The 25,118-nt window shown below is 52.7% G+C and carries 22 protein-coding genes and 1 pseudogene; 13 read left to right on the forward strand and 10 right to left on the reverse strand.

What is annotated here, in order from left to right; all coding sequences use genetic code 11:
* Window positions 1-76: 76 nt before the first annotated feature.
* Entirely contained in the window at window positions 77-745 is a 669-nt protein-coding gene (gene radC, locus ATB02_RS12735; RefSeq protein ID WP_001297375.1) for a RadC family protein, read from the reverse strand.
* Window positions 746-916: 171 nt separating this feature from the next.
* Here radC and coaBC point away from each other — a divergent pair, with 171 nt between their 5' ends.
* The 3 genes from coaBC to slmA all read left to right on the forward strand — a co-directional run bounded on the left by coaBC (window position 917) and on the right by slmA (window position 3,276).
* Complete coding sequence (gene coaBC / locus ATB02_RS12740; RefSeq protein WP_000050139.1) at window positions 917-2,137, forward strand: bifunctional phosphopantothenoylcysteine decarboxylase/phosphopantothenate--cysteine ligase CoaBC; 1,221 nt, start codon at window positions 917-919, stop codon at window positions 2,135-2,137.
* Complete coding sequence (gene dut, locus ATB02_RS12745) at window positions 2,115-2,573, forward strand: dUTP diphosphatase (RefSeq protein WP_000976070.1); 459 nt, start codon at window positions 2,115-2,117, stop codon at window positions 2,571-2,573. The genes coaBC and dut overlap by 23 nt, the downstream gene beginning before the upstream one ends.
* Before the next feature lie 106 nt (window positions 2,574-2,679).
* Complete coding sequence (slmA, locus tag ATB02_RS12750) at window positions 2,680-3,276, forward strand: nucleoid occlusion factor SlmA (protein WP_000818601.1); 597 nt, start codon at window positions 2,680-2,682, stop codon at window positions 3,274-3,276.
* A 43-nt stretch (window positions 3,277-3,319) separates the two neighbouring features.
* Here slmA and ATB02_RS12755 read toward each other — a convergent pair whose 3' ends face one another.
* The 3 genes from ATB02_RS12755 to rph all read right to left on the reverse strand — a co-directional run bounded on the left by ATB02_RS12755 (window position 3,320) and on the right by rph (window position 5,999).
* Window positions 3,320-4,279, reverse strand: a complete 960-nt coding sequence (locus ATB02_RS12755; RefSeq protein ID WP_103253763.1) for a reverse transcriptase family protein — start codon at window positions 4,277-4,279, stop codon at window positions 3,320-3,322.
* A 296-nt stretch (window positions 4,280-4,575) separates the two neighbouring features.
* Window positions 4,576-5,217, reverse strand: coding sequence for an orotate phosphoribosyltransferase (pyrE, locus tag ATB02_RS12760; RefSeq protein ID WP_000806154.1), 642 nt, complete (start codon window positions 5,215-5,217; stop codon window positions 4,576-4,578).
* Between the two features lie 65 nt (window positions 5,218-5,282).
* Window positions 5,283-5,999 (reverse strand): ribonuclease PH, encoded by a 717-nt coding sequence (rph, locus tag ATB02_RS12765; RefSeq protein WP_001247087.1) that lies wholly within the window; start codon window positions 5,997-5,999, stop codon window positions 5,283-5,285.
* Window positions 6,000-6,125: 126 nt separating this feature from the next.
* Between rph and ATB02_RS12775 the strand changes: the two genes are divergently transcribed.
* The 3 genes and pseudogenes from ATB02_RS12775 (at window position 6,126) to ATB02_RS12785 (ending at window position 8,941) form a co-directional block, all read left to right on the forward strand.
* Window positions 6,126-6,989 carry a YicC/YloC family endoribonuclease gene (locus tag ATB02_RS12775; RefSeq protein WP_000621336.1) on the forward strand — a complete coding sequence of 288 codons (864 nt, stop codon included), beginning with the start codon at window positions 6,126-6,128 and terminating at the stop codon, window positions 6,987-6,989.
* Between the two features lie 220 nt (window positions 6,990-7,209).
* Window positions 7,210-8,033, forward strand: a pseudogene (dinD, locus tag ATB02_RS12780) (DNA damage-inducible protein D).
* Window positions 8,034-8,323: 290 nt separating this feature from the next.
* Window positions 8,324-8,941, forward strand: coding sequence for a trimeric intracellular cation channel family protein (locus ATB02_RS12785; protein WP_000924289.1), 618 nt, complete (start codon window positions 8,324-8,326; stop codon window positions 8,939-8,941).
* Here ATB02_RS12785 and ligB read toward each other — a convergent pair.
* A complete protein-coding gene (gene ligB / locus ATB02_RS12790) occupies window positions 8,938-10,620 on the reverse strand; it encodes an NAD-dependent DNA ligase LigB (RefSeq protein WP_105271686.1) in 1,683 nt (560 codons plus the stop codon). The genes ATB02_RS12785 and ligB overlap by 4 nt on opposite strands.
* A gap of 257 nt (window positions 10,621-10,877) precedes the next feature.
* Between ligB and gmk the strand changes: the two genes are divergently transcribed.
* From gmk to recG, 5 genes are read left to right on the forward strand one after another with little or no spacing between them, the layout of a single operon-like run.
* Complete coding sequence (gmk, locus tag ATB02_RS12795) at window positions 10,878-11,501, forward strand: guanylate kinase (RefSeq protein WP_001295237.1); 624 nt, start codon at window positions 10,878-10,880, stop codon at window positions 11,499-11,501.
* Between the two features lie 54 nt (window positions 11,502-11,555).
* Entirely contained in the window at window positions 11,556-11,831 is a 276-nt protein-coding gene (rpoZ, locus tag ATB02_RS12800) for a DNA-directed RNA polymerase subunit omega (RefSeq protein WP_000135058.1), read from the forward strand.
* Window positions 11,832-11,849: 18 nt separating this feature from the next.
* Window positions 11,850-13,958, forward strand: coding sequence for a bifunctional GTP diphosphokinase/guanosine-3',5'-bis pyrophosphate 3'-pyrophosphohydrolase (spoT, locus tag ATB02_RS12805; RefSeq protein ID WP_032185484.1), 2,109 nt, complete (start codon window positions 11,850-11,852; stop codon window positions 13,956-13,958).
* A 6-nt stretch (window positions 13,959-13,964) separates the two neighbouring features.
* Window positions 13,965-14,654: a tRNA (guanosine(18)-2'-O)-methyltransferase TrmH gene (gene trmH, locus ATB02_RS12810; RefSeq protein WP_001070177.1), complete on the forward strand. Its 690-nt coding sequence runs from the start codon at window positions 13,965-13,967 to the stop codon at window positions 14,652-14,654.
* Between the two features lie 5 nt (window positions 14,655-14,659).
* Complete coding sequence (gene recG / locus ATB02_RS12815; RefSeq protein WP_105271687.1) at window positions 14,660-16,741, forward strand: ATP-dependent DNA helicase RecG; 2,082 nt, start codon at window positions 14,660-14,662, stop codon at window positions 16,739-16,741.
* Between the two features lie 186 nt (window positions 16,742-16,927).
* Here recG and gltS read toward each other — a convergent pair whose 3' ends face one another.
* Window positions 16,928-18,133 carry a sodium/glutamate symporter gene (gltS, locus tag ATB02_RS12820; RefSeq protein WP_000468837.1) on the reverse strand — a complete coding sequence of 402 codons (1,206 nt, stop codon included), beginning with the start codon at window positions 18,131-18,133 and terminating at the stop codon, window positions 16,928-16,930.
* A gap of 279 nt (window positions 18,134-18,412) precedes the next feature.
* Between gltS and xanP the strand changes: the two genes are divergently transcribed.
* Entirely contained in the window at window positions 18,413-19,804 is a 1,392-nt protein-coding gene (xanP, locus tag ATB02_RS12825) for a xanthine/proton symporter XanP (protein ID WP_001295238.1), read from the forward strand.
* Window positions 19,805-19,924: 120 nt separating this feature from the next.
* Window positions 19,925-21,634 carry an AsmA family protein gene (locus ATB02_RS12830; RefSeq protein WP_105271688.1) on the forward strand — a complete coding sequence of 570 codons (1,710 nt, stop codon included), beginning with the start codon at window positions 19,925-19,927 and terminating at the stop codon, window positions 21,632-21,634.
* A gap of 43 nt (window positions 21,635-21,677) precedes the next feature.
* On the opposite strand, the gene ATB02_RS12835 is transcribed toward ATB02_RS12830, so the two are convergent.
* The 4 genes from ATB02_RS12835 to ATB02_RS12850 all read right to left on the reverse strand — a co-directional run bounded on the left by ATB02_RS12835 (window position 21,678) and on the right by ATB02_RS12850 (window position 25,111).
* Window positions 21,678-22,358 (reverse strand): D-lyxose/D-mannose family sugar isomerase, encoded by a 681-nt coding sequence (locus ATB02_RS12835; RefSeq protein ID WP_088541994.1) that lies wholly within the window; start codon window positions 22,356-22,358, stop codon window positions 21,678-21,680.
* On the reverse strand, window positions 22,339-23,271 hold the full coding sequence (locus tag ATB02_RS12840) for an ROK family protein (RefSeq protein WP_105271689.1): 933 nt from the start codon (window positions 23,269-23,271) through the stop codon (window positions 22,339-22,341). Before ATB02_RS12840 ends, ATB02_RS12835 begins: the two co-directional genes overlap by 20 nt.
* A 47-nt stretch (window positions 23,272-23,318) precedes the next feature.
* Entirely contained in the window at window positions 23,319-24,179 is an 861-nt protein-coding gene (locus ATB02_RS12845; protein WP_105271690.1) for a ketose-bisphosphate aldolase, read from the reverse strand.
* A gap of 80 nt (window positions 24,180-24,259) precedes the next feature.
* Entirely contained in the window at window positions 24,260-25,111 is an 852-nt protein-coding gene (locus ATB02_RS12850; RefSeq protein ID WP_105271691.1) for a class II fructose-bisphosphate aldolase, read from the reverse strand.
* Window positions 25,112-25,118: the final 7 nt, after the last annotated feature.

The following is a 25,118-nucleotide window of genomic DNA, read 5'->3' on the forward strand; positions in this document are numbered from 1 at the left end:
GGCGTAGTATACGCTGACTCAGCGATGTGCTCAAGTCCCGAACAGACAAAGATCCCGAAGGATCGCGCATAGCGGGTTAAATCCAGCCGCGTTCGGCAAAAGAAACATACTCTCCACGCCCAATCACGATATGGTCGAGCACGCGTAAATCCATGAACTGACAACTTTTTATTATCCGTTCGGTAATGAGTTTATCCGCTTTACTGGGTTCAGCACAACCCGAAGGGTGATTATGTGCAAGGATCAGCGCCGAGGCGTTTATTTTTATCGCTTCGCGGATAATTTCCCGAGGATGGACTTCAACATGGTTTAGCGTGCCGGAAAAAAGACGGCTATGCGTTATAACCCTGTGTTGGGAGTCGAGAAAGATCACCATAAAGATCTCCCGCTCCTCGCCCGTGAGCTGGCTTTGTAAAAATTCCCTCGTCATCTCCGGGCTGAGTAAAGGGCTTTCTTCACGCATCCGCACGTTGTAGTAACGCCGCGCCAGTTCAGCAATCCCCTTTAACTGGGCAAATTTCGCCACGCCAATTCCATGAACGCCACTAAACTGTTCATATTCAGAGGTTAACAAGCCATAAAGAGAGCCGAAATTCTCCAGCATCTCTTTTGCCAGGGTTAATACATCTTTACCGCGCGTTCCGGTACGCAGAAATAGCGCCAGCAGCTCGACATCCGTTAAGGCGCTAATACCAAACTTCAGCATTTTTTCGCGCGGCATCAACAGCTGTGCATTGTTTTTCACCTTCACCTCCTTTGTGGTGCTCGCATCCTGTCATAGCCGTTCCGTTAAATCGACGGCCAGTTTTCAATCCTGGAAAGCGCCTCGCAAAGTGATTCTCAGGTGAAGGCACGACAACAAAAGTATTGTGATAAAATCGCCAACTTCTGGTGTCACCCAACAGGAAAAATCATCATGAGCCTGGCCGGTAAAAAAATCGTTCTCGGCGTCAGCGGCGGTATTGCTGCCTATAAAACCCCTGAACTGGTGCGTCGTTTGCGCGATCGCGGGGCCGACGTCCGCGTAGCCATGACCGAAGCGGCAAAAGCCTTTATTACCCCACTTAGCTTGCAGGCAGTTTCGGGGTATCCCGTTTCCGACAGTCTGCTTGACCCGGCAGCCGAAGCCGCTATGGGCCATATTGAGCTGGGTAAATGGGCTGATTTAGTGATTCTCGCCCCTGCCACGGCAGATTTGATTGCCCGTGTTGCTGCCGGAATGGCGAATGACCTGGTATCGACGATTTGCCTGGCTACACCTGCGCCTGTAGCCGTGCTCCCCGCCATGAACCAGCAGATGTACCGTGCCGCTGCCACGCAGCATAATTTAGAGGTGCTTGCTTCCCGTGGTTTGCTCATCTGGGGGCCAGACAGTGGCAGTCAGGCTTGTGGTGATATCGGCCCTGGGCGAATGCTCGATCCGTTAACCATTGTTGATATGGCGGTAGCGCATTTTTCGCCCGTCAACGACCTGAAACATCTGAACATTATGATTACCGCCGGCCCGACGCGTGAACCGCTCGATCCGGTGCGTTATATCTCTAATCACAGCTCAGGCAAGATGGGTTTTGCTATCGCCGCCGCCGCTGCCCGTCGTGGCGCGAACGTCACGCTGGTATCAGGTCCGGTTTCACTACCGACGCCACCGTTTGTTAAACGTGTTGATGTGATGACTGCGCTGGAAATGGAAGCGGCCGTGAATGCTTCTGTACAGCAGCAAAATATTTTTATCGGTTGCGCCGCCGTGGCGGATTATCGCGCAGCTACCGTGGCCCCAGAGAAAATCAAAAAGCAGGCCACGCAGGGTGATGAATTAACAATAAAAATGGTTAAAAACCCCGATATCGTCGCAGGCGTTGCCGCACTAAAAGACCATCGACCCTACGTCGTTGGATTTGCCGCCGAAACAAATAATGTGGAAGAATACGCCCGGCAAAAACGTATCCGTAAAAACCTTGATCTGATCTGCGCGAACGATGTTTCCCAGCCAACTCAAGGATTTAACAGCGACAACAACGCATTACACCTTTTCTGGCAGGACGGAGATAAAGTCTTACCGCTTGAGCGCAAAGAGCTCCTTGGCCAATTATTACTCGACGAGATCGTGACCCGTTATGATGAAAAAAATCGACGTTAAGATTCTGGACCCGCGCGTTGGGAAGGAATTTCCGCTCCCGACTTATGCCACCTCTGGCTCTGCCGGACTTGACCTGCGTGCCTGTCTCGACGACGCCGTAGAACTGGCTCCGGGTGACACTACGCTGGTTCCGACCGGGCTGGCGATTCATATTGCCGATCCTTCACTGGCGGCAATGATGCTGCCGCGCTCCGGATTGGGACATAAGCACGGTATCGTGCTTGGTAACCTGGTAGGATTGATCGATTCTGACTATCAGGGCCAGTTGATGATTTCCGTGTGGAACCGTGGTCAGGACAGCTTCACCATTCAACCTGGCGAACGCATCGCCCAGATGATTTTTGTTCCGGTAGTACAGGCTGAATTTAATCTGGTGGAAGATTTCGACGCCACCGACCGCGGTGAAGGCGGCTTTGGTCACTCTGGTCGTCAGTAACACATACGCATCCGAATAACGTCATAACATAGCCGCAAACATTTCGTTTGCGGTCATAGCGTGGGTGCCGCCTGGCAAGTGCTTATTTTCAGGGGTATTTTGTAACATGGCAGAAAAACAAACTGCGAAAAGGAACCGTCGCGAGGAAATACTTCAGTCTCTGGCGCTGATGCTGGAATCCAGCGATGGAAGCCAACGTATCACGACGGCAAAACTGGCCGCCTCTGTCGGCGTTTCCGAAGCGGCACTGTATCGCCACTTCCCCAGTAAGACCCGCATGTTCGATAGCCTGATTGAGTTTATCGAAGATAGCCTGATTACTCGCATCAATCTGATTCTGAAAGATGAGAAAGACACCACAGCGCGCCTGCGTCTGATTGTGTTGCTGCTTCTCGGTTTTGGTGAGCGTAATCCTGGCCTGACCCGCATCCTCACTGGTCATGCACTAATGTTTGAACAGGATCGCCTGCAAGGGCGCATCAACCAGCTATTCGAGCGTATTGAAGCGCAGTTGCGTCAGGTATTGCGTGAAAAGAGAATGCGTGAGGGTGAAGGTTACACCACCGACGAAACCCTGCTGGCAAGCCAGATCCTGGCCTTCTGTGAAGGTATGCTGTCACGCTTTGTCCGCAGCGAGTTTAAATACCGCCCGACGGATGACTTTGACGCCCGCTGGCCGCTAATTGCTGCGCAGTTGCAGTAATTCTCCCAAACGTTCAGGCAGAAACGTCTGCCTGACGCTTTTCTTACCATGCCACCAGCATTCGCTTTACACTCACCCTCGCCTGTTTAAAGGCCTCATCCTCAGGATTGATTTGCAATAACCAGTTTATTCTTCCCTGCAAAGCATAAAGATACGCCGTTGCCTGTGCGTGGAGATCGCCAGAAGGATCAAGTTCACCACGATGACTAAGATGCGAAATAACGCCATATTTTTGGCACAAGTGTACTTCCTGACGCAGCGCCCGGCGCGCTTCACGGGCAAGCTGTGGCTTGTGATTAACAACAATCCCGGTTACCTGCTGGCGCTTACAGGCAGCTATCAGGCAACTTTTGCGTTGATTGAGGCTCAGGCCCAGCTCCGCTAACAATCCGCATACTTTATTTTTAACCTGGCGGGCATTGAAGTGACCAGAAAAGGTCATGTCATCGCAGTAGCGGGTGTAGGTAATTCCCCGAGCCTGACACCATTCCCCTATGCACTCATCAAAACGGCGCATCACAAGATTGGAAATGGCAGGCGAAGTTGGCGCCCCCTGCGGTAACGCGTCGTTATAGCAACAAAGCCAGGTCAGCATGGTTACCACATTGCGTGGCAACTGGGTCTGGCTAAACACACGCCAGACCTGTAACCAGCTAATGCTATCGAAAAAGTTTTCGATATCGAGTTTAAGGATCTGCGGCTGTTGGCAGTGAGGCTGCGCGTTGCTGACGATTGGGCGACCCTGTCGGTAGGCGGTAGCAAAAGGGGAAAGAGGGAATTGTGAAAGGACGTTCTTAAGAATGTTGCGCTGTACGGTTTTGAGCAAGTAATCAGGGGCTAACACCACCCGCTGACCGCCGTGACGCTTAGAAAGAATAATCCGTCGGTAATGGCGTGCGGCATGATTACTGAGCGCATACAGCCGCTGTATTTCTTTATCGGCGCTCCAGCCCGGCGAGCCGAACAAATCAAGCGCCAGAAGGGTTATCCGGGTAGCATCCATTCCACTCTCCACATCACGGCGACCAAAAGAGGCACCAACAGCGGCAATACCCTCAAACTATCCCGAAGGCGCGTAACTGTACTGAGCGCGTCAGCGCGACGTACGCGAAGCGTACTTAAGTACAATGGAGCGACTTTGGGTATCTGGACAAACTACTGGCGTTAAGTCGGCGACTCGCCGACCCTCCCGGCACAAAAGGCCGGAAACGCTATTGCCACTGCTGGCGAAAGCAGATTAACACGATATCTTAAACCGCATCACGCTGCGCACAGTAAAAACCTGCGCAGCGCATATTTTTAAACGCCGAACTCTTCGCGATAGGCCTTAACCGCCGCCAGATGTTCCGCCATTTCCGGCTTCTCTTCAAGATAAGCAATCAGGTCTTTCAGGGTGATGATAGAGATCACTTTGCAGTTGTAATCACGCTCAACTTCCTGAATTGCCGAAATCTCGCCGCGACCACGCTCCTGACGATCGAGCGAAATCAATACACCAGCAAGCGTCGCGCCATTGGCCTGAATAATTTCCATCGACTCGCGAATCGCCGTTCCGGCGGTGATCACATCATCCACCAGCATTACGCGTCCTTGTAACGCGCTACCAACCAGATTGCCGCCTTCACCGTGGTCTTTTGCTTCTTTGCGGTTAAAGCAGTACGGCAGGTCCAGGTCATGATGCTCCGCCAGCGCCACGGCAGTTGTGGTGGCAATCGGGATCCCTTTGTAAGCAGGGCCAAACAGCAGATCGAACTCAATGCCGGAATCCACTAACGCTTCAGCGTAAAAACGGCCTAACAGTGCCAGATCGCGCCCGGTATTAAACAGCCCGGCGTTGAAGAAATAGGGGCTTTTGCGCCCGGACTTCAGCGTAAACTCGCCAAACTTTAATACCTGCTTGCCAAGCGCAAATTCAATAAACTGGCGCTGATATGGTTTCATGCCTTCGCTCCTCATCTTACTTTTCTACAGACAAAAAAAAGGCGACTCATCAGTCGCCTTAAAAATCAGTTTGCCAGCGCCGCCTTCTGCGTCGCTACAATGGATTCGATTCCCCCTCGGGCCAGCGCCAACAAGGTGAGTAGCTCTTCATGGGTAAACGGCTCGCCTTCCGCCGTTCCCTGCACTTCAATGATGCGCCCGTCTTCGGTCATCACCACGTTCATGTCCGTTTCAGCGGCAGAGTCTTCAACGTATTCCAGATCGCAAACCGCTTCGCCGTTCACAATCCCGACAGAAACCGCGGCTACCATCCCTTTCATCGGGTTGGTTTTCAGCTTGCCATTTTCAACCAGTTTATTCAGGGCATCGGCTAGTGCAACACAAGCACCGGTGATAGAAGCAGTGCGGGTGCCGCCATCAGCCTGAAGTACGTCGCAGTCCAGCGTAATAGTAAACTCACCGAGGGCTTTCAAATCTACTGCGGCGCGCAATGCACGAGCGATCAGACGCTGGATTTCCATCGTGCGGCCGCCCTGCTTACCCTTCGCCGCTTCACGGGCATTACGGGTATGAGTAGAACGCGGCAGCATACCGTATTCTGCGGTGATCCAGCCCTGGCCCTGACCTTTCAGGAAGCGCGGCACGCCTTCTTCAATAGAGGCGGTACACAACACTTTGGTATCGCCAAATTCGACCAGCACCGAGCCTTCTGCATGTTTTGTATAGTTACGAGTCAGGGTAACGGGACGCACCTGATTATTGCTACGGCCTGCTGGACGCATATTGAAATCTCCGGCTTGAAACAAATGTGGCTGCGCATTATACGGACTTCCGGCGGTTATTCCTATCCTGACAAGGCATCGATGGCTATAATCCTTCCACCTCTCCTTTTATAAACAGGAACGTCTATGATCCGCAGTATGACCGCCTACGCCCGGCGTGAAATCAAGGGTGAATGGGGGAGCGCAACCTGGGAAATGCGCTCGGTAAACCAGCGTTATCTGGAAACTTACTTTCGTCTGCCGGAGCAGTTCCGTAGCCTTGAACCTGTCGTTCGCGAGCGTATTCGTTCTCGCCTGACGCGTGGTAAAGTGGAATGTACCCTGCGCTATGAGCCAGATGTCAGCGCACAAGGTGAGCTGATCCTCAACGAAAAACTGGCTAAACAGCTGGTAACTGCCGCGAACTGGGTAAAAATGCAGAGTGACGAAGGGGAAATCAACCCGGTTGATATTCTCCGTTGGCCAGGCGTGATGGCAGCCCAGGAGCAGGATCTCGACGCGATTGCTGCTGAAATTCTCGCGGCGCTGGATGGTACGCTGGATGACTTTATCGTCGCGCGCGAAACCGAAGGTCAGGCGCTGAAAGCATTGATCGAGCAGCGTCTGGAAGGCGTTACCGCCGAAGTGGTCAAAGTCCGCGCCCATATGCCGGAAATCCTGCAATGGCAGCGTGAGCGTCTGGTCGCTAAGCTGGAAGATGCTCAGGTTCAGTTGGAGAACAACCGTCTGGAGCAGGAGTTGGTTCTGCTGGCACAACGAATTGACGTTGCCGAAGAGTTGGACCGCCTCGAAGCGCATGTTAAAGAGACCTACAACATTCTGAAGAAAAAAGAAGCCGTTGGTCGTCGTCTGGACTTTATGATGCAGGAGTTCAACCGCGAGTCAAACACCCTGGCCTCGAAGTCTATCAATGCCGAAGTGACAAACTCTGCCATCGAGCTGAAAGTGTTGATTGAGCAGATGCGCGAGCAGATTCAGAACATTGAATAACTCGTAACGCCAATTCTTACTTTTCAGCCTTCACAAATGCCGCCCACTCAAACAGAGCGGCATTTTTCTTCCCCGCAACTTCAATTCTGTTTTGCGTGCCTGCTCCAGATTTTGCGATGTTTTTTTGCCCAGCACACTGAGAACGTGAGATACTCACAACTGTATATAAATACAGTTACAGATTTACTTTCTTTGCAATCGATATCACATGGAGTGGGCAATGAACGAACATCATCAACCTTTTGAAGAAATACGGCATTATGGCACTGAAGGGCAAGAATTTTGGTCAGCGAGAGAATTGGCACCGTTACTGGATTATCGGGACTGGCGCAATTTTAAAAGGTACTGGCCCGCGCGACTCAAGCGTGCGAAGCCAGCAATCAAGCTGCATCTGACCATTTCGTTGAAACCACCAAAATGGTTGTATTAGGTTCAGGGGCTCAACGAGAACTTGAAGATGTTCATCTCTCCCGCTATGCCTGTTACCTGGTAGTACAAAACGGCGACCCTGCGAAACCGGTTATTGCGGCAGGGCAAACTTATTTTGCTATCCAGACCCGACGGCAGGAGCTGGCTGACGATGAAGCTTTCAGGCAACTTCGTGAAGACGAAAAGCGTCTTTTTCTGAGAAATGAGTTGAAAGAACATAACAAACAATTAGTTGAGGCAGCGCAGCAAGCTGGGGTAGCGACAGCTATCGATTTCGCCATATTTCAGAATCATGGTTACCGGGGACTGTATGGTGGATTAGATCAGAAAGCCATCCATCAGCGGAAGGGGCTGAAAAAGAGTCAGAAGATCCTGGATCATATGGGTTCAACAGAACTGGCGGCTAATCTCTTTCGAGCTACCCAAACAGAAGAAAAACTCAAGCGGGATGGCGTGAATTCAAAACAGCAAGCTAACACCACACACTTTGACGTGGGTCGCAAGGTGAGGCAAACCATTCAGGAACTTGGCGGAACCATGCCTGAGGAGTTGCCGACCCCGCAGGTTAGCATCAAGCAGTTGGAAAACAGTGTAAAAATTACAGAGAAAAAATAGCAGAAACTAAAAACTCTTTTTGTTGATTGAGACACCCGATGAGTAAGCCAAGGTCCAGGTGCAGTGAACACAATGGCTAACATTGCACCTTTCTTTTCCACCCCTCAGTTTTAACCTACTTTTTCTTATGCATTTTCTCAGACAAGAAGTCAGAAGAATGCATCTATGCTACAGAAAATAACAATTTCACATAACTACAAGTTATCAATTCCCTCTCACCTTAAAAAATCTCAATCGTGACAATGCGCACAAATCGCTACCCTGCCAGACAGATTTTTAGGGAGAGAACCATGCTGTTACACATTTTGTATTTGGTTGGCATTACTGCCGAAGCCATGACGGGGGCGCTGGCGGCCGGACGACGGCGCATGGATACATTTGGCGTAATTATTATTGCGACCGCCACGGCAATTGGCGGAGGGTCAGTGCGCGATATTCTGCTGGGCCACTATCCGCTCGGCTGGGTCAAACACCCGGAATATGTGATTATCGTCGCTACCGCCGCAGTACTCACCACTATCGTTGCTCCTGTAATGCCTTACCTGCGCAAAGTGTTTCTGGTGCTCGATGCGCTCGGACTGGTGGTCTTTTCTATCATTGGCGCACAGGTTGCACTGGATATGGGACACGGCCCGATCATTGCCGTTGTCGCAGCTGTGACGACCGGCGTATTTGGCGGCGTTTTGCGCGATATGTTCTGTAAACGCATCCCACTGGTATTCCAGAAAGAGTTGTATGCCGGTGTCTCATTTGCCTCCGCCGTGCTGTACATCGCGCTGCAACACTATGTTTCTAACCATGATGTGGTGATTATCTCCACCCTGGTATTCGGCTTTTTTGCCCGTTTACTGGCGCTACGTCTTAAGCTGGGATTACCGGTCTTTTACTACAGCCACGAAGGTCACTAAGGTTCAAAACCTGTGATCTGCTGGGCAGCCAGCCAACTGCCCAGCTTCTTGATTTGCGCATTTTCCTTCCATTCAATAACCTGTCTGGCGCGCCCCGATCCAGTCCCCGGCAACTGCTGCCAGAACTGTTCTGTGCTAAATAAAAGTTGCGACCAGGACCGTTCATCACTGGCGTTAAGCGCCGCCCGGGTTAGTGGTATTCCCATTGCCATCACCCAGCGAGTAAAAGGCTGCTTACGAGCCAGATTAAACTGATGCCATAACTGTGTGCTTTTACTTTTCGCGATCCCCGGCGTGTTCTGTAATTGCTCTGGCGTTAATAAAAGCCAGGAAAAGATATGCTCAAAGCGATGAGTCTGATGCAGCGCGCGCCAGCCAGCCTCACCAATGCCATCCAGCCCCAGAACCTGTTTTGACCCCAGCCAGACTAAGCGTGAAATGAACTGTTCCCGACAAACATCAGAAGCAAAGTAGCAGGTCAACGAGTTAAAGCGGTTTTCTGGTGGTGTCGGTTTTGTGCGTTCTGTACCGCGCCAGACCACATTATCAATGCGAGGAATACCCTGCCCGGCAAGGCTGACGAGGATCTGATCACCAGGCGCAATATCCCACTCCTGCCAGCGTCTGACGGAACCAACATTCACCCGCTGAACTTTTTTATCATCCAACATGACAGGCACAAGTGACGCAACCACCGAGATTTTACCGCTCTTGCCCACCGCAAACTGAATCGCCTTCACTTCGGCAACCTGAGCTACAGGTTGATATTTCCAGGCCACCAGCCACTCTGCCTGGCCCGGCAGCCAATGGCGAGATTCGGGTTCCTTAGACGCTCGTACAACCACGCCATCGGTGACGAAGGGTAATTTCGCTTTCCACCACTCATTGCGTATGCGCTCAACCTCATCAGCATTGTTAACCGCACGGGTATACGTCTGCGTTAGAGTAAAACCTGCGGTAGTCAGCTGCTGTAAACGATCGGTCATTAACTGCGTTCCATCCGGCCATGCCCAGACAAAAACGCCCAGTGAATTCAGCGTGTCGCTATTCCCCTGGCGCATCAGGAGACCAGCAACTTTTGAGCGGGCATTTATTCCCCCCATTTGTTGTTGGATATGCCCCTCGCGCTTGAGAAATATTTCCCCCTGAAGTGTACTATTGACTAAAGGCCCGCTAACGGTTTGCGGCACAGAGGGAATTAAGCGAACTTTCTGCGTCCAGTCCTCCCCTTTCAGGCCATTGCCGCGACTGATTGCTTTGTTCAGTTTCCCGTCCCGATAAACCAGGGTTACCGCAACGCCATCGACTTTCGGCTGCACCCAAAGATCGTTGTGTTCACGCATCCAAAGACGTAGTGCATTTTTATCCGCTAATTTACGCACGCCTGTATGCGCAACTGGATGCATAACTGTGCCTGCCAAAGGTGGCATCATCGCGTCGCGGGGCTCGTTCCCAAAACAGCGTTGCCACTGCGTGAGACGGGCGCTTAACTGATCGTAAACACCGTCTTCAATCTCACTTTCCCCTTCCTTCCAGTAGTCATCGTCCCACTGTTTTATTTGCTGTTGCAGGCGGGAAATTTCTTCCTGTGCTCTGGCTGGCGACCAGGCCGGACAGACCGCCCACGCCGATGATTGCCAGCACAAGATACTTATTAATATCGCCATCCATACTTTCATCATCACCTCCGCTGTAGATAGTCAGGCAGATATACAACGTGATGAAAGCAAAGCCGAGTGGCAAAAACGGAGTCTGCGAGGACGCTTCCTGAGAATCGTCTTTATTGCAGTGAATCACAGGCAAATGCGGAAGCAGCTACGCAAAACGCAACAACTTTGCGCAAAAAGTGTGAGCAAGGGCTACGTCACATGGCCGCGCCGTGTATAATAAGCTCGTATGTAGGCTTTATTTCGCTAATCACATACGAAAGATACTCATGGCTCAAGGCACGCTTTATATTGTTTCTGCCCCCAGTGGCGCGGGTAAATCCAGCCTGATTCAGGCTTTATTAAAAACCCAACCGTTGTATGACACCCAGGTTTCTGTTTCACACACCACACGCCAACCGCGTCCTGGTGAAGTCCACGGTGAACATTATTTCTTTGTTAATCATGATGAATTTAAAGAAATGATTAGCAGAGATGCGTTCCTGGAACACGCAGAAGTTTTTGGTAATTACTATGGCACTTCGCGTGAGGCCATTGAGCAAGTACTGGCGACCGGTGTCGATGTTTTTCTCGATATCGACTGGCAGGGCGCGCAGCAAATTCGCCAGAAGATGCCGCACGCGCGGAGTATCTTTATTTTACCGCCGTCCAAAATTGAACTGGACCGCCGTCTACGCGGTCGCGGTCAGGACAGCGAAGAGGTCATTGCAAAGCGTATGGCGCAAGCTGTTGCAGAAATGAGCCATTACGCCGAATATGATTACCTGATTGTGAATGATGACTTCGATACCGCGTTGACCGATTTGAAGACCATTATTCGCGCCGAACGTCTGCGCATGAGCCGCCAAAAGCAGCGTCATGACGCTTTAATCAGCAAATTGTTGGCAGACTGAACCTGATTTCAGTATCATGCCCAGTCATTTCTTCACCTGTGGAGCTTTTTAAGTATGGCACGCGTAACTGTTCAGGACGCTGTAGAGAAAATTGGTAACCGTTTTGACCTGGTACTGGTCGCCGCGCGTCGCGCTCGTCAGATGCAGGTAGGCGGAAAGGATCCGCTGGTACCGGAAGAAAACGATAAAACCACAGTAATCGCGCTGCGCGAAATCGAAGAAGGTCTGATCAACAACCAGATCCTCGACGTTCGCGAACGCCAGGAACAGCAAGAGCAGGAAGCCGCTGAATTACAAGCCGTTACCGCTATTGCTGAAGGTCGTCGTTAATCACAAAGCGGGTCGCCCTTGTATCTGTTTGAAAGCCTGAATCAACTGATTCAAACCTACCTGCCGGAAGACCAAATCAAGCGTCTGCGGCAGGCGTATCTCGTTGCACGTGATGCTCACGAGGGGCAAACACGTTCAAGCGGTGAACCCTATATCACGCACCCGGTAGCGGTTGCCTGCATTCTGGCCGAGATGAAACTCGACTATGAAACGCTAATGGCGGCGCTGCTGCATGACGTGATTGAAGATACACCCGCCACCTACCAGGACATGGAACAGCTTTTTGGTAAAAGCGTCGCCGAGCTGGTAGAGGGGGTGTCGAAACTTGATAAACTCAAGTTCCGCGATAAGAAAGAGGCGCAGGCCGAAAACTTTCGCAAGATGATTATGGCGATGGTGCAGGATATCCGTGTCATTCTCATCAAACTTGCCGACCGTACCCACAACATGCGCACGCTGGGCTCACTTCGCCCGGACAAACGTCGCCGCATCGCCCGTGAAACCCTCGAAATTTACAGCCCGCTGGCACACCGTTTAGGTATCCACCACATTAAAACCGAACTCGAAGAGCTGGGTTTTGAGGCGCTGTATCCCAACCGTTACCGCGTAATCAAAGAAGTGGTGAAAGCCGCTCGCGGCAACCGTAAAGAGATGATCCAAAAAATCCTCTCGGAAATCGAAGGGCGTTTGCAGGAAGCGGGAATACCGTGCCGCGTCAGTGGTCGCGAGAAGCATCTTTATTCGATCTACTGCAAAATGGTGCTCAAAGAGCAGCGTTTTCACTCAATCATGGACATCTACGCCTTCCGCGTGATCGTCAATGATTCCGACACCTGTTATCGCGTGCTCGGCCAAATGCACAGCCTGTATAAGCCGCGTCCAGGTCGCGTGAAGGACTACATCGCCATTCCCAAAGCAAACGGCTATCAATCTTTGCACACTTCGATGATTGGCCCGCACGGCGTGCCGGTTGAAGTCCAGATCCGTACCGAAGATATGGACCAGATGGCAGAGATGGGTGTTGCCGCGCACTGGGCTTATAAAGAGCACGGCGAAACCAGTACTACCGCACAAATTCGCGCCCAGCGCTGGATGCAAAGCCTGCTGGAGCTGCAACAGAGCGCCGGTAGCTCGTTTGAATTTATCGAGAGCGTTAAATCCGATCTCTTCCCGGATGAGATTTACGTTTTCACACCGGAAGGGCGTATTGTCGAGCTGCCTGCCGGTGCCACACCTGTCGACTTCGCTTATGCAGTGCATACTGATATCGGTCATGCCTGCGTGGGCGCTCGCGTCGACCGTCAGCCTTACCCGCTGTCGCAGCCGCTCTCCAGTGGCCAAACCGTTGAAATCATTACCGCACCGGGCGCTCGCCCGAATGCCGCATGGCTGAACTTTGTCGTTAGCTCGAAAGCGCGCGCCAAAATTCGTCAGTTGCTGAAAAACCTCAAGCGTGATGATTCTGTAAGCCTGGGCCGTCGTCTGCTCAATCATGCGTTGGGTGGCAGCCGTAAGCTCAATGAAATCCCGCCGGAAAATATTCAGCGCGAGCTGGACCGCATGAAGCTGGCAACGCTTGACGATCTGCTGGCTGAAATCGGCCTTGGTAACGCAATGAGCGTGGTGGTCGCGAAAAATCTGCAACATGGGGACGCCTCCATTCCGCCGGCGACTCAAAGCCACGGGCATCTGCCGATTAAAGGTGCTGATGGCGTGTTGATCACCTTTGCGAAATGCTGCCGCCCTATTCCTGGCGACCCGATTATCGCCCACGTCAGCCCCGGTAAAGGTCTGGTGATCCACCATGAATCCTGCCGTAACATCCGTGGCTACCAGAAAGAGCCAGAAAAATTTATGGCTGTGGAATGGGATAAAGAGACGGCACAGGAGTTCATCACCGAAATCAAGGTGGAGATGTTCAATCATCAGGGCGCGCTGGCAAACCTGACGGCGGCAATTAACACCACGACCTCGAATATTCAAAGTTTGAATACAGAAGAAAAAGATGGTCGCGTCTACAGCGCCTTTATTCGTCTGACCGCCCGTGACCGTGTGCATCTGGCGAATATCATGCGCAAAATCCGCGTGATGCCAGACGTGATTAAAGTCACCCGAAACCGAAATTAATGTTTTATGAACCCAACACGTTATGCACGCATCTGCGAAATGCTCGCCAGGCGGCAGCCTGATCTGACCGTCTGCATGGAGCAGGTCCACAAACCTCATAACGTTTCTGCGATTATTCGTACTGCAGATGCCGTTGGCGTACATGAAGTTCATGCTGTCTGGCCTGGCAGTCGGATGCGCACCATGGCTTCGGCTGCGGCTGGCAGCAACAGTTGGGTGCAGGTGAAAACACACCGCACCATTGGCGATGCCGTTGCTCATCTGAAAGGCCAGGGCATGCAGATTCTGGCAACCCATCTTTCTGATAACGCTGTCGATTTCCGCGAAATTGATTATACCCGCCCGACCTGTATTTTGATGGGACAGGAGAAAACAGGTATCACGCAGGAAGCGTTAGCCCTGGCGGATCAGGACATCATCATTCCGATGATCGGCATGGTGCAGTCGCTGAATGTTTCCGTTGCCTCAGCCCTTATTCTTTACGAAGCCCAGCGCCAGCGGCAAAACGCAGGCATGTACCTGCGTGAAAACAGCATGTTGCCGGAAGCAGAGCAACAACGCCTGCTGTTTGAGGGCGGCTATCCGGTGCTGGCGAAAGTCGCAAAACGCAAAGGCCTGCCTTACCCCCACGTTAATCAGCAAGGCGAGATCGAAGCTGATGCCGACTGGTGGGCCACTATGCAGGCAGCAGGGTAAGCGCCATGAAAGGTCGCCTGTTAGATGCTGTTCCGCTCAGTTCGCTAACGGGCGTTGGCGCGGCGCAAAGTAATAAGCTGGCGAAAATCAATCTGCATACCGTGCAGGATTTACTCTTACACCTTCCTCTGCGCTACGAAGATCGCACCCATCTCTACCCCATCGGTGAACTACTGCCGGGCGTTTATGCCACGGTGGAAGGCGAAGTGCTGAATTGCAATATCTCTTTCGGCGGTCGGCGGATGATGACCTGCCAGATCAGCGACGGTTCCGGCATTCTCACCATGCGCTTTTTCAACTTCAACGCGGCAATGAAAAATAGCCTGGCGACTGGCCGCCGCGTGCTGGCCTATGGCGAAGCAAAGCGCGGTAAATATGGTGCGGAGATGATCCACCCGGAATACCGCGTGCAGGGAGATCTCAGTATGCCAGAGTTGCAGGAAACGCTAACGCCGGTTTACCCAACTACGGAAGGCATAAAGCAGGCCACGCTGCGTAAATTAACCGACCAGGCGCTGGATCTGCTCGACACCTGCGCCATTGAAGAACTCCTGCCGCCGGAACTGTCACAAGGAATGATGACGCTACCGGAAGCGTTGCGCACTTTGCACCGCCCGCCGCCGACGCTACAGCTTAGCGATCTCGAAACCGGGCAGCATCCGGCACAACGCCGGCTGATTCTGGAAGAGTTGCTGGCGCACAACCTCAGCATGTTAGCCTTACGTGCCGGAGCACAGCGTTTTCATGCCCAGCCGCTGAGCGCCAATGACGCGCTGAAAAATAAACTCCTCGCAGCCTTACCGTTCAAGCCAACGGGCGCACAGGCACGCGTGGTGGCGGAGATCGAGCGCGATATGGCGCTGGATGTGCCGATGATGCGCCTGGTGCAGGGCGATGTAGGTTCCGGTAAAACGCTGGTCGCCGCCCTCGCCGCGTTGCGTGCGATTGCGCACGGCAAACAGGTGGCATTGATGGCACCAACCGAATTACTCGCCGAGCAGCACGCCAATAACTTCCGTAACTGGTTTGCTCCGCTCGGTATCGAAGTGGGCTGGCTCGCCGGTAAACAGAAAGGTAAAGCACGACTGGCACAGCAAGAAGCCATCGCCAGCGGTCAGGTGCAGATGATTGTTGGTACGCACGCCATCTTCCAGGAACAGGTGCAGTTTAATGGCCTGGCGCTGGTGATCATCGACGAACAGCACCGTTTTGGTGTGCATCAGCGTCTGGCGTTATGGGAGAAAGGCCAGCAGCAGGGTTTCCATCCGCATCAGTTGATCATGACCGCTACGCCGATCCCCCGCACGTTGGCGATGACTGCATATGCCGATCTCGATACCTCGGTCATTGATGAGTTACCGCCAGGTCGTACGCCTGTGACGACGGTGGCTATCCCGGATACCCGCCGCAACGACATTATCGACCGCGTGCGCCACGCCTGCATGACTGAAGGTCGTCAGGCGTACTGGGTTTGTACGTTGATTGAAGAGTCAGAGTTACTGGAAGCGCAGGCAGCAGAAGCCACGTGGGAAGAGTTGAAACTGGCGCTACCAGAGTTGAATATTGGCCTGGTACACGGACGGATGAAGCCAGCCGAGAAGCAGGCCGTCATGGCATCATTTAAACAAGGCGAGTTACACCTGCTGGTTGCCACGACCGTTATTGAAGTCGGCGTTGATGTGCCCAACGCCAGCCTGATGATTATCGAAAACCCGGAGCGTCTGGGCCTTGCGCAACTCCACCAGCTGCGTGGCCGCGTGGGTCGTGGCGCGGTGGCTTCTCACTGTGTGCTGCTCTACAAAACGCCGCTCTCCAAAAACGCGCAAATCCGCCTGCAAGTGCTACGCGACAGCAACGACGGTTTTGTGATTGCACAAAAAGATCTGGAGATTCGCGGCCCTGGCGAATTGTTAGGCACGCGTCAGACGGGTAATGCTGAATTTAAAGTGGCGGATTTGCTGCGCGATCAGGCGATGATCCCGGAAGTTCAGCGCCTGGCACGCCATATTCACGAACGTTACCCACAGCAGGCAAAAGCCCTGATAGAACGCTGGATGCCAGAAACGGAACGTTACTCAAATGCGTAAAAGGCGGCGGTGAGAAACCGCCATTTCAGGTTACCCTACCTTCCTGTAGGATGCGGCGTGAACGCCTTATCCGTCCTAAAAAAACTACAAATTCAATAAATTGTGAATCAATGCGCAGGCATGATAAGCGAAGCATATCAGGCTTTTGTCTTTGTTGCGGCGGCACTTCTACCGCCGCTTCATCGGTTAACCCGCAAAAATCGGCAACATCAAATACAGTTTAATCACCAGCGCGTTAACGATATCAATAAAGAACGCACCAACCATCGGCACGACCAGGAACGCCATGTGCGACGGGCCAAAACGTTCGGTGATTGCTTGCATGTTGGCGATTGCCGTTGGCGTTGCACCAAGGCCAAAACCACAGTGACCCGCAGCCAGCACCGCCGCATCGTAGTTTTTGCCCATCATGCGCCAGGTAACGAAGATGGCATACAACGCCATGAAGATGGTCTGTACCACCAGAATCGCCAGCATCGGCAGCGCCAGCGAAGCCAGCTCCCATAGTTTCAGCCCCATCAGCGCCATCGCCAGGAACAACGACAGGCTTACGTTACCAAGCACGGATACCGCACGCTCAAAGACGCGGTAAAAGCCCATCATTGACAGACCGTTGCTCAGAATCACGCCAACAAACAGTACACAGACGAAGGTCGGCAGTTCAAAAGCAGTGCCAGCCAAAAGTTGCGCAACAATTTTCCCCACCGTCAGGCAGATAGCAATCAGCGCGATAGTTTCAATCAGCACCAGCGAGGTGATCATGCGGCCCACATCCGGCTTTTCGAACGCCGTCGGGACTTCCTGGTCATCCGGAATACCGTTCGGTGTGGTGGAGTGTTTCACCAGATAGCGCGCCACCGGACCGCCAATCAAGCCGCCCAGCACCAGACCAAACGTTGCACAGGCCATCGCCACTTCCGTCGCATTGGTGAAGCCATAACGTTCAATGAACAATTTACTCCAGGCAGCACCCGTACCGTGACCGCCCGAAAGCGTAATAGATCCGGCCAGCAGCCCCATCAGTGGATCAAGCCCTAACAGGCTAGCCATACCAATGCCAATGGCATTTTGCATCACCAATAGGCCAACAACCACAATCAGGAAAATACCAACCACACGCCCACCAGCGCGCAGACTGGCAAGGTTGGCGTTCAGGCCAATGGTGGCGAAGAAAGCCAGCATTAACGGATCGCGCAGGGACATATCAAAGTTGACTTCCCAGCCCATGCTTTTTTTCAGTACCAGTAGCGCCAGCGCCACCAACAAACCACCCGCAACAGGTTCCGGTATGGTGTATTTCTTCAAAAAGGAGACGGAATGGACCAACTTACGCCCGAGCAGCAACGTCAGCGTTGCAGCAACAAGCGTTGCTAAAGTATCGAGATGAAACATAGTTACTCCTTTGTATCCGCATCACTCTTTCATACTCGTCATACTTCATCGCGCAGTGGCAACTTCATGAAATATGACGGGTATCGAGTTATGCTTTCCTGGGTCAAATTCTCAGCTGTTAATGAACAAATGGCATGGATTTTAAGCAGAAAAATACCAAAAGTTATATAAAAAAGTGCATTTATCTCATTTAAATATTTAGCAGAGCCCGTGGCAAACGTTTGCTTTTCTCTTTCGGTCAGCTAAAATGCCCGCTTTGCTACCACGGGATTGTTTTCGATGTCTGTTTCCACCCTCGAGTCAGAAAATGCGCAACCGGTTGCGCAGACTCAAAACAGCGAACTGATTTACCGTCTTGAAGATCGTCCGCCGCTTCCTCAAACTCTGTTTGCCGCCTGTCAGCATCTGCTGGCGATGTTCGTTGCGGTGATCACGCCAGCGCTATTAATCTGCCAGGCGCTGGGTTTACCGGCACAAGACACGCAACACATTATTAGTATGTCGCTGTTTGCCTCCGGTGTGGCGTCGATTATTCAAATTAAGGCCTGGGGTCCGGTTGGCTCCGGGCTGTTGTCTATTCAGGGCACCAGCTTCAACTTTGTTGCCCCGCTGATTATGGGCGGTACAGCGCTTAAGACTGGTGGTGCTGATGTTCCTACCATGATGGCGGCTTTGTTCGGCACGCTGATGCTGGCAAGTTGCACCGAGATGGTGATCTCCCGTGTTCTGCATCTGGCGCGCCGCATTATTACGCCGCTGGTTTCTGGCGTTGTGGTGATGATTATCGGCCTGTCGCTGATTCAGGTTGGGCTAACATCCATTGGCGGCGGTTACGCAGCCATGAGCGATAACACCTTCGGCGCACCGAAAAATCTGTTGCTGGCAGGCGTGGTCTTGGCCTTAATTATCCTGCTTAACCGTCAACGTAACCCATATTTGCGCGTGGCCTCACTGGTGATTGCGATGGCGGCCGGATATGCGCTGGCGTGGTTTATGGGCATGTTGCCAGAAAGCAACGAACCGATGACGCAAGAACTGATTATGGTGCCAACGCCGCTCTATTACGGTCTTGGCATTGAATGGAGTCTGCTGCTACCGCTGATGCTGGTCTTTATGATCACTTCGCTGGAAACCATTGGCGATATCACGGCGACCTCTGACGTTTCCGAACAGCCAGTGTCCGGTCCGCTGTACATGAAACGCCTGAAAGGCGGCGTGCTGGCAAACGGCCTGAACTCGTTTGTCTCGGCGGTGTTTAACACCTTCCCTAACTCCTGCTTCGGACAGAACAACGGAGTGATCCAGTTGACCGGAGTTGCCAGCCGCTATGTCGGTTTTGTCGTCGCACTGATGTTGATCGTGCTGGGCCTGTTCCCGGCAGTGAGTGGTTTTGTACAACACATTCCAGAACCGGTTCTGGGTGGCGCTACGCTTGTGATGTTTGGCACCATCGCCGCCTCCGGTGTGCGTATCGTTTCTCGTGAGCCGCTGAACCGTCGGGCGATTCTGATTATCGCGCTGTCGCTGGCGGTCGGTCTGGGCGTGTCTCAGCAGCCGCTGATTTTGCAGTTTGCCCCTGAATGGCTGAAAAACCTGCTCTCCTCCGGAATCGCCGCGGGCGGTATTACTGCCATCGTGCTGAATCTGATTTTCCCACCAGAAAAACAGTAATTCACTGGCGGCGGTAAGATAATTACCGCCGCAGTCTCACCTCTTTCACCATTCCCGCCTTGAGGATTGCGCGTAAATCGTGCATAACTCCCTTATGTGCATTTCACGGGATGGAAGACCATGAAATTTATTGGGAAGCTGCTTCTCTACATTCTCATCGCTCTGTTAGTGGTGATCGCTGGCCTCTATTTCCTTCTGCAAACCCGCTGGGGAGCAGAACATATCAGCGCATGGGTTTCCGATAATAGCGACTATCATCTGGCCTTCGGGGCGATGGATCATCGCTTTTCTGCGCCATCTCATATCGTACTGGAGAACGTCACGTTTGGTCGTGATGGTCAGCCCGCTACCCTGGTGGCAAAAAGTGTCGACATTGCGCTAAGCAGTCGGCAACTGACCGAACCACGCCATGTCGATACCATCCTGCTGGAAAACGGGACGCTGAATCTCACCGACCAGACCGCGCCGCTGCCGTTCAAAGCCGATCGTCTGCAACTGCGTGATATGGCGTTTAATAGCCCGAATAGCGAATGGAAACTGAGCGCGCAACGGGTAAATGGCGGCGTGGTTCCGTGGTCACCAGAAGCCGGTAAAGTGCTGGGTACGAAGGCGCAAATTCAATTCAGCGCCGGATCGCTTTCGCTCAATAATGTTCCTGCAACTAATGTACTGATTGAAGGCAGTATTGATAACGATCGCGTTACGCTGACTAATCTGGGTGCCGACATCGCCCGCGGGACATTAACCGGAAACGCGCAGCGTAACGCCGACGGCAGCTGGCAGGTGGAAAATCTGCGCCTGGCGGATATCCGTCTACAAAGCGAAAAATCGCTAACTGACTTCTTTGCACCATTGCGCTCTGTCCCGTCGTTGCAGATTGGTCGCCTGGAAGTCATTGACGCTCGTCTGCAAGGTCCGGACTGGGCGGTGACCGACCTCGATCTCAGCTTGCGCAACATGACCTTCAGTAAAGATGACTGGCAGACACAGGAAGGCAAACTGTCGATGAACGCCAGCGAGTTTATTTATGGTTCGCTGCATTTATTTGACCCGATTATAAACGCGGAATTTTCCCCGCAGGGCGTAGCACTGCGCCAGTTCACCAGCCGCTGGGAAGGGGGCATAGTCAGAACGTCAGGGAACTGGTTGCGTGACGGGAAAATGTTGATCCTTGATGATGCGGCAATTGCCGGACTGGAATATACCTTGCCAAAAAACTGGCAACAGTTGTGGATGGAAACGACACCCGGTTGGTTAAACAACCTGCAACTGAAGAGATTTAGCGCCAGCCGCAATCTGATCATTGATATCGACCCTGACTTCCCGTGGCAGCTCACCGCGCTCGATGGTTACGGTGCCAATCTGACGCTGGTTACCGATCATAAATGGGGCGTCTGGAGTGGTTCGGTGAATCTGAATGCCGCCGCCGCGACGTTCAATCGTGTTGATGTCCGTCGCCCGTCGCTGGCGCTGACTGCCAATAGCAGTACGGTAAATATCAGCGAACTGAGCGCATTTACCGAAAAAGGTATTCTGGAAGCCACCGCCAGTGTTTCACAAACGCCACAACGTCAGACCCATATCAGCCTGAACGGACGCGGTGTGCCGGTGAATATTCTGCAACAGTGGGGATGGCCTGAGTTACCGTTGACTGGCGACGGCAATATTCAGCTCACCGCCAGCGGCGATATTCAGGCCAATGCACCGCTAAAACCCACGGTTAACGGGCAATTGCATGCCGTGAACGCCGAGAAACAGCAAGTGACCCAGACCATGAATGCGGGCGTCGTTTCCAGTGGTGAAGTTACGTCGACGGAGCCGGTGCAGTAAAAATAAGGACGCTAGCGGATATCAGCGCTAGCGTTCCCCGTTATTAGCGCAAAATTCCATACTCACTGCACAATAACCATTTCACCGGTTCATCTTCTTCTATCGCCGGAAAACGTCCTCCCGGCTCAAGAAAATAATTATCGTGTTGGTCATCATTTACCATCGAAATTTCCCAGCCGAGAACAAACGCTTTTTCCGCCCAGAAGCGATGATACAGACGCGGCGGCAGGCAAATGCCCTGCCCCGGCTTTAACACCAGCGTTTCACCAGGTTTCATGGTACGCCGCTGACCATCAACGTTCACGGTAATGACTCGTTGATCATCACAGAGATTGGCTTCGTTGGCCCAGGCCAACTGCATGCATAAGTCTCCACCGCCCCGATTGAGGATATCTTCCATTTTGTGGGTGTGAAAATGCCAGGGAGTCTGCTGATCTTGTTGGATCTGCAACATTTTCTCAGCATACGGTTTTGGATATGCCGCCGACCCCAGCGCGCCGTTGCGCATCGTTAGCAATGTTAGTCCCGTTTGGTTGAAATCACCACGACCAAAATCGGTGATATCCCAACCGAGCTGTAAGTCGACTACTTCTTGCCAGTTATCCCGTTCCCGCTGCAGCCAGTCATCCACCGTAAAATAGGCGAACTCTGGCAAACAAACGCGGAAGGTCTGCGCAATGGCATGTGCTTTATCAATAACATAATTAATTTGTGAGCGTTTCATTGGCTTCTCCGTTGCGCATAGCAAGCCAGGCAGCGCCACGCATTCCGCTACTGTCGCCGTGCTGTGCTTTTACAATGGGAGTGGTGAATTGATCGGTGAAAACCAGTGGAGCAACTTCTGCGTTCAGATCGGTGATAAGCAGTTCCACATTCGAAAGCCCGCCGCCGATCACAATCACGCCAGGGTCAACAACGTTAACGATGGTTGCCAGCGTGCGGGCAAGCTGTTGGCGAAAACGTGCCACCTGCTGCATGGCACAAGCATCACCACGTTGTGCCAGGGTGACAATCGCCGCAGGAGTGAGCAAGTTACCAGTCATCTGTTGATAGCGTTCACTAAAACCGCTGCCGGAAATAAACGACTCCACGCAGTTGTGTTTGCCGCAATAGCAACTGACTGATGGACCATCTTCCTGCTCCGTATAGCCTGGCAACGTGATATGACCGCATTCGGCAGCATTTCCCCAGGCCCCTATAAACGGTCGTTGCTTGATGGCAATGCCACCGCCGCAGCCCGTGCCAAGCGTAATACCAAATACCACGTCATAATCTTGCCCGGCACCGTCGCAAGCTTCTGATAGCGCGAAACTGTTACCATCATTGGCTATCACCACCGGTTGCCCAAGCAATTGCTGCAAATCAGCCTGTAACGCATGACCGTTAATCACCTGAATATTCGCATTTTTAATCAGGCCAGTGAGTGGCGAGATACTGCCGGGTAAGGCGATCCCTGTCAGCATCGGTCGTTGAACGTCCCGCCTAATCTGCTCGATAAGCGCCACAACGCATGAGACAAATTGTTGATATGTCGACTTTTGCGTCGGGCAGCGGTAACGGCGAATCTCCCAGCCATGCGCATCCATGACGACGGCGGCGATTTTGGTCCCACCAATATCCAACCCCAGATAGTGCATATCTCGTTCCTTGTTGCGTAAAAGGCGGGTCACCCCGCCCTTCTGGCTTAGTACAGTGATGCTTTACCGAGCGAACCGAACAGTTTCATTTTGTGGCGAATGACTTCCCGCGCCGCGCTAATCGCATCCGGATAGATGACGTTCGGGTCCCACCAGCTCTCTTTAGCGAGAATTTCACGCACTTTCTGGAAATAGGCGTATTTCATATCGCTGGAGATATTGATTTTGCCGACGCCGAGCGTAACGGATTCAGCAATCTCCGCGTCCGGATTTGCCGAACCACCGTGCAACACCAATGGAATATCAATGCGCCCGGCAATGTCGCGCAAAATGTCCATTTGCAGCTTCGGCTGCATCCCTTTTGGATAGATGCCATGCGCTGTACCAATCGCCACAGCCAGTGTGTCGGCACCTGTACGAGCAATAAAATCGGCGGCCTGCGCCGGATCTGTGTAGGTCACTTGTGAAACACCACCTTCTACCGACGTTCCTGTTTGTCCGATGGTTCCCAGTTCACCCTCAACCGATACTCCAACCGCGTGAGCGAGGCGAACCACTTCTGCGGTCAGCGCCACGTTTTCTTCATACGGCAGCAGCGAACCGTCGATCATTACTGAGGTAAATCCGCAGCGAATCGCACGCAAAACATGCTCTACAGAGGCGCCATGATCGAGGTGCAGTACAAACGGGACCGGACTACGCTGGGTAATTTCGCGAATGTGAGCGAAAAAGGCATCGCCCACAAAATCATGTTCGCTGGGATGGATGGCAATAATCGCCGGAGTATTTGTCGCTTCTGCTTCATCCACGACTGCGCGAAGGAAACAGTTATCCGCCACATTAAATGCGCCAATGGCAAAGCCGTGCTGGCGGGTAGGTTGCAGTAATTCTTTCATCGAAACTAACATGTTAAATCTCCAGTTTCAGCGTGTAGTCCGCCCTGCCGGTGCGTTATTGCACTGGCATAAAGGCCATGACAGAAAATAAATCAGGCTTTGCCGATAGAGCCGCTCGCCTGTAAATACGGTGTAATCGCTTCTTCGAAGGCCAGTTCCATAGCTTTCAGCGCGTCCACCAGTTCAATGGATATATCGTGACAGAGGGTATGCAGGAGCGCGGATTTCCCCCGTTCAAAAATGGCCGCCCCCACGTTGATTTTTGCTACCCCCAGCGTCGTACAGAGCTGGAGCTGATCGAACGGCGTACCGCTACCGCCATGTAATGCCAGAGGCACGCTCGAGCAGTGGAAAATCTCCGCCAGACGCTGAAAATCAATAGCAGGTACAACACCAGGCGCGTACATGCCGTGCGCCGTGCCTACCGAGACGGCCAGTAGATCAATGCCTGTCTGCGCGATAAACGGTTCCACATCAGTGGGTTGCGTCATCAGGTCGGCATTGGTGGCCTGGTCGTAACGCGGCGCATCTGCCAGATGGCCCAGTTCGCCTTCCACGCAGAGCTGCGCGCTGGCGGCGAGTTCCACCACCGCCCTGGTCTGGCGCACGTTTTCCTCCAGGGGAAAAGCAGAAGCATCAATCATTAATCCGCTGAAACCAGCACGAAACGCCTGACGAATACAGTCCGGATTTTTGCCATGATCAAGCGCCAGAGCGACCGGTACTGAGGCAGATTCCGCGAGCGTTTTAACCACTGCCGCCGCGACGGGTGCAGGAAAATGCGCCAGATGCCCCTGATAGAGATTGAGAATGATCGGCGCACGATGCTTCTCCGCCACGCGGATAGCTGCGTGAGCACTTTCCAGATTCATACAGTTGATCGCCAGCAAGGCGTAATGTTCATGCCAGGCTTTCATCACCATACTTTTCATATCGGCAAACATAGGGCCT

Origin of the sequence: Escherichia sp. MOD1-EC5189 (assembly GCF_002966045.1) — a bacterium.
Lineage (GTDB): Bacteria > Pseudomonadota > Gammaproteobacteria > Enterobacterales > Enterobacteriaceae > Escherichia > Escherichia coli_F.

Coding starts and splice junctions, on each gene's coding strand:
- coaBC (WP_000050139.1), top strand. CDS start 917: ATGAGCCTGGCCGGTAAAAAAATCGTTCTCGGCGTCAGCGGCGGTATT.
- dut (WP_000976070.1), top strand. CDS start 2,115: ATGATGAAAAAAATCGACGTTAAGATTCTGGACCCGCGCGTTGGGAAG.
- slmA (WP_000818601.1), top strand. CDS start 2,680: ATGGCAGAAAAACAAACTGCGAAAAGGAACCGTCGCGAGGAAATACTT.
- ATB02_RS12755 (WP_103253763.1), bottom strand. CDS start 4,279: ATGGATGCTACCCGGATAACCCTTCTGGCGCTTGATTTGTTCGGCTCG.
- pyrE (WP_000806154.1), bottom strand. CDS start 5,217: ATGAAACCATATCAGCGCCAGTTTATTGAATTTGCGCTTGGCAAGCAG.
- rph (WP_001247087.1), bottom strand. CDS start 5,999: ATGCGTCCAGCAGGCCGTAGCAATAATCAGGTGCGTCCCGTTACCCTG.
- ATB02_RS12775 (WP_000621336.1), top strand. CDS start 6,126: ATGATCCGCAGTATGACCGCCTACGCCCGGCGTGAAATCAAGGGTGAA.
- ATB02_RS12785 (WP_000924289.1), top strand. CDS start 8,324: ATGCTGTTACACATTTTGTATTTGGTTGGCATTACTGCCGAAGCCATG.
- ligB (WP_105271686.1), bottom strand. CDS start 10,620: ATGAAAGTATGGATGGCGATATTAATAAGTATCTTGTGCTGGCAATCA.
- gmk (WP_001295237.1), top strand. CDS start 10,878: ATGGCTCAAGGCACGCTTTATATTGTTTCTGCCCCCAGTGGCGCGGGT.
- rpoZ (WP_000135058.1), top strand. CDS start 11,556: ATGGCACGCGTAACTGTTCAGGACGCTGTAGAGAAAATTGGTAACCGT.
- trmH (WP_001070177.1), top strand. CDS start 13,965: ATGAACCCAACACGTTATGCACGCATCTGCGAAATGCTCGCCAGGCGG.
- recG (WP_105271687.1), top strand. CDS start 14,660: ATGAAAGGTCGCCTGTTAGATGCTGTTCCGCTCAGTTCGCTAACGGGC.
- gltS (WP_000468837.1), bottom strand. CDS start 18,133: ATGTTTCATCTCGATACTTTAGCAACGCTTGTTGCTGCAACGCTGACG.
- xanP (WP_001295238.1), top strand. CDS start 18,413: ATGTCTGTTTCCACCCTCGAGTCAGAAAATGCGCAACCGGTTGCGCAG.
- ATB02_RS12830 (WP_105271688.1), top strand. CDS start 19,925: ATGAAATTTATTGGGAAGCTGCTTCTCTACATTCTCATCGCTCTGTTA.
- ATB02_RS12835 (WP_088541994.1), bottom strand. CDS start 22,358: ATGAAACGCTCACAAATTAATTATGTTATTGATAAAGCACATGCCATT.
- ATB02_RS12840 (WP_105271689.1), bottom strand. CDS start 23,271: ATGCACTATCTGGGGTTGGATATTGGTGGGACCAAAATCGCCGCCGTC.
- ATB02_RS12845 (WP_105271690.1), bottom strand. CDS start 24,179: ATGTTAGTTTCGATGAAAGAATTACTGCAACCTACCCGCCAGCACGGC.
- ATB02_RS12850 (WP_105271691.1), bottom strand. CDS start 25,111: ATGTTTGCCGATATGAAAAGTATGGTGATGAAAGCCTGGCATGAACAT.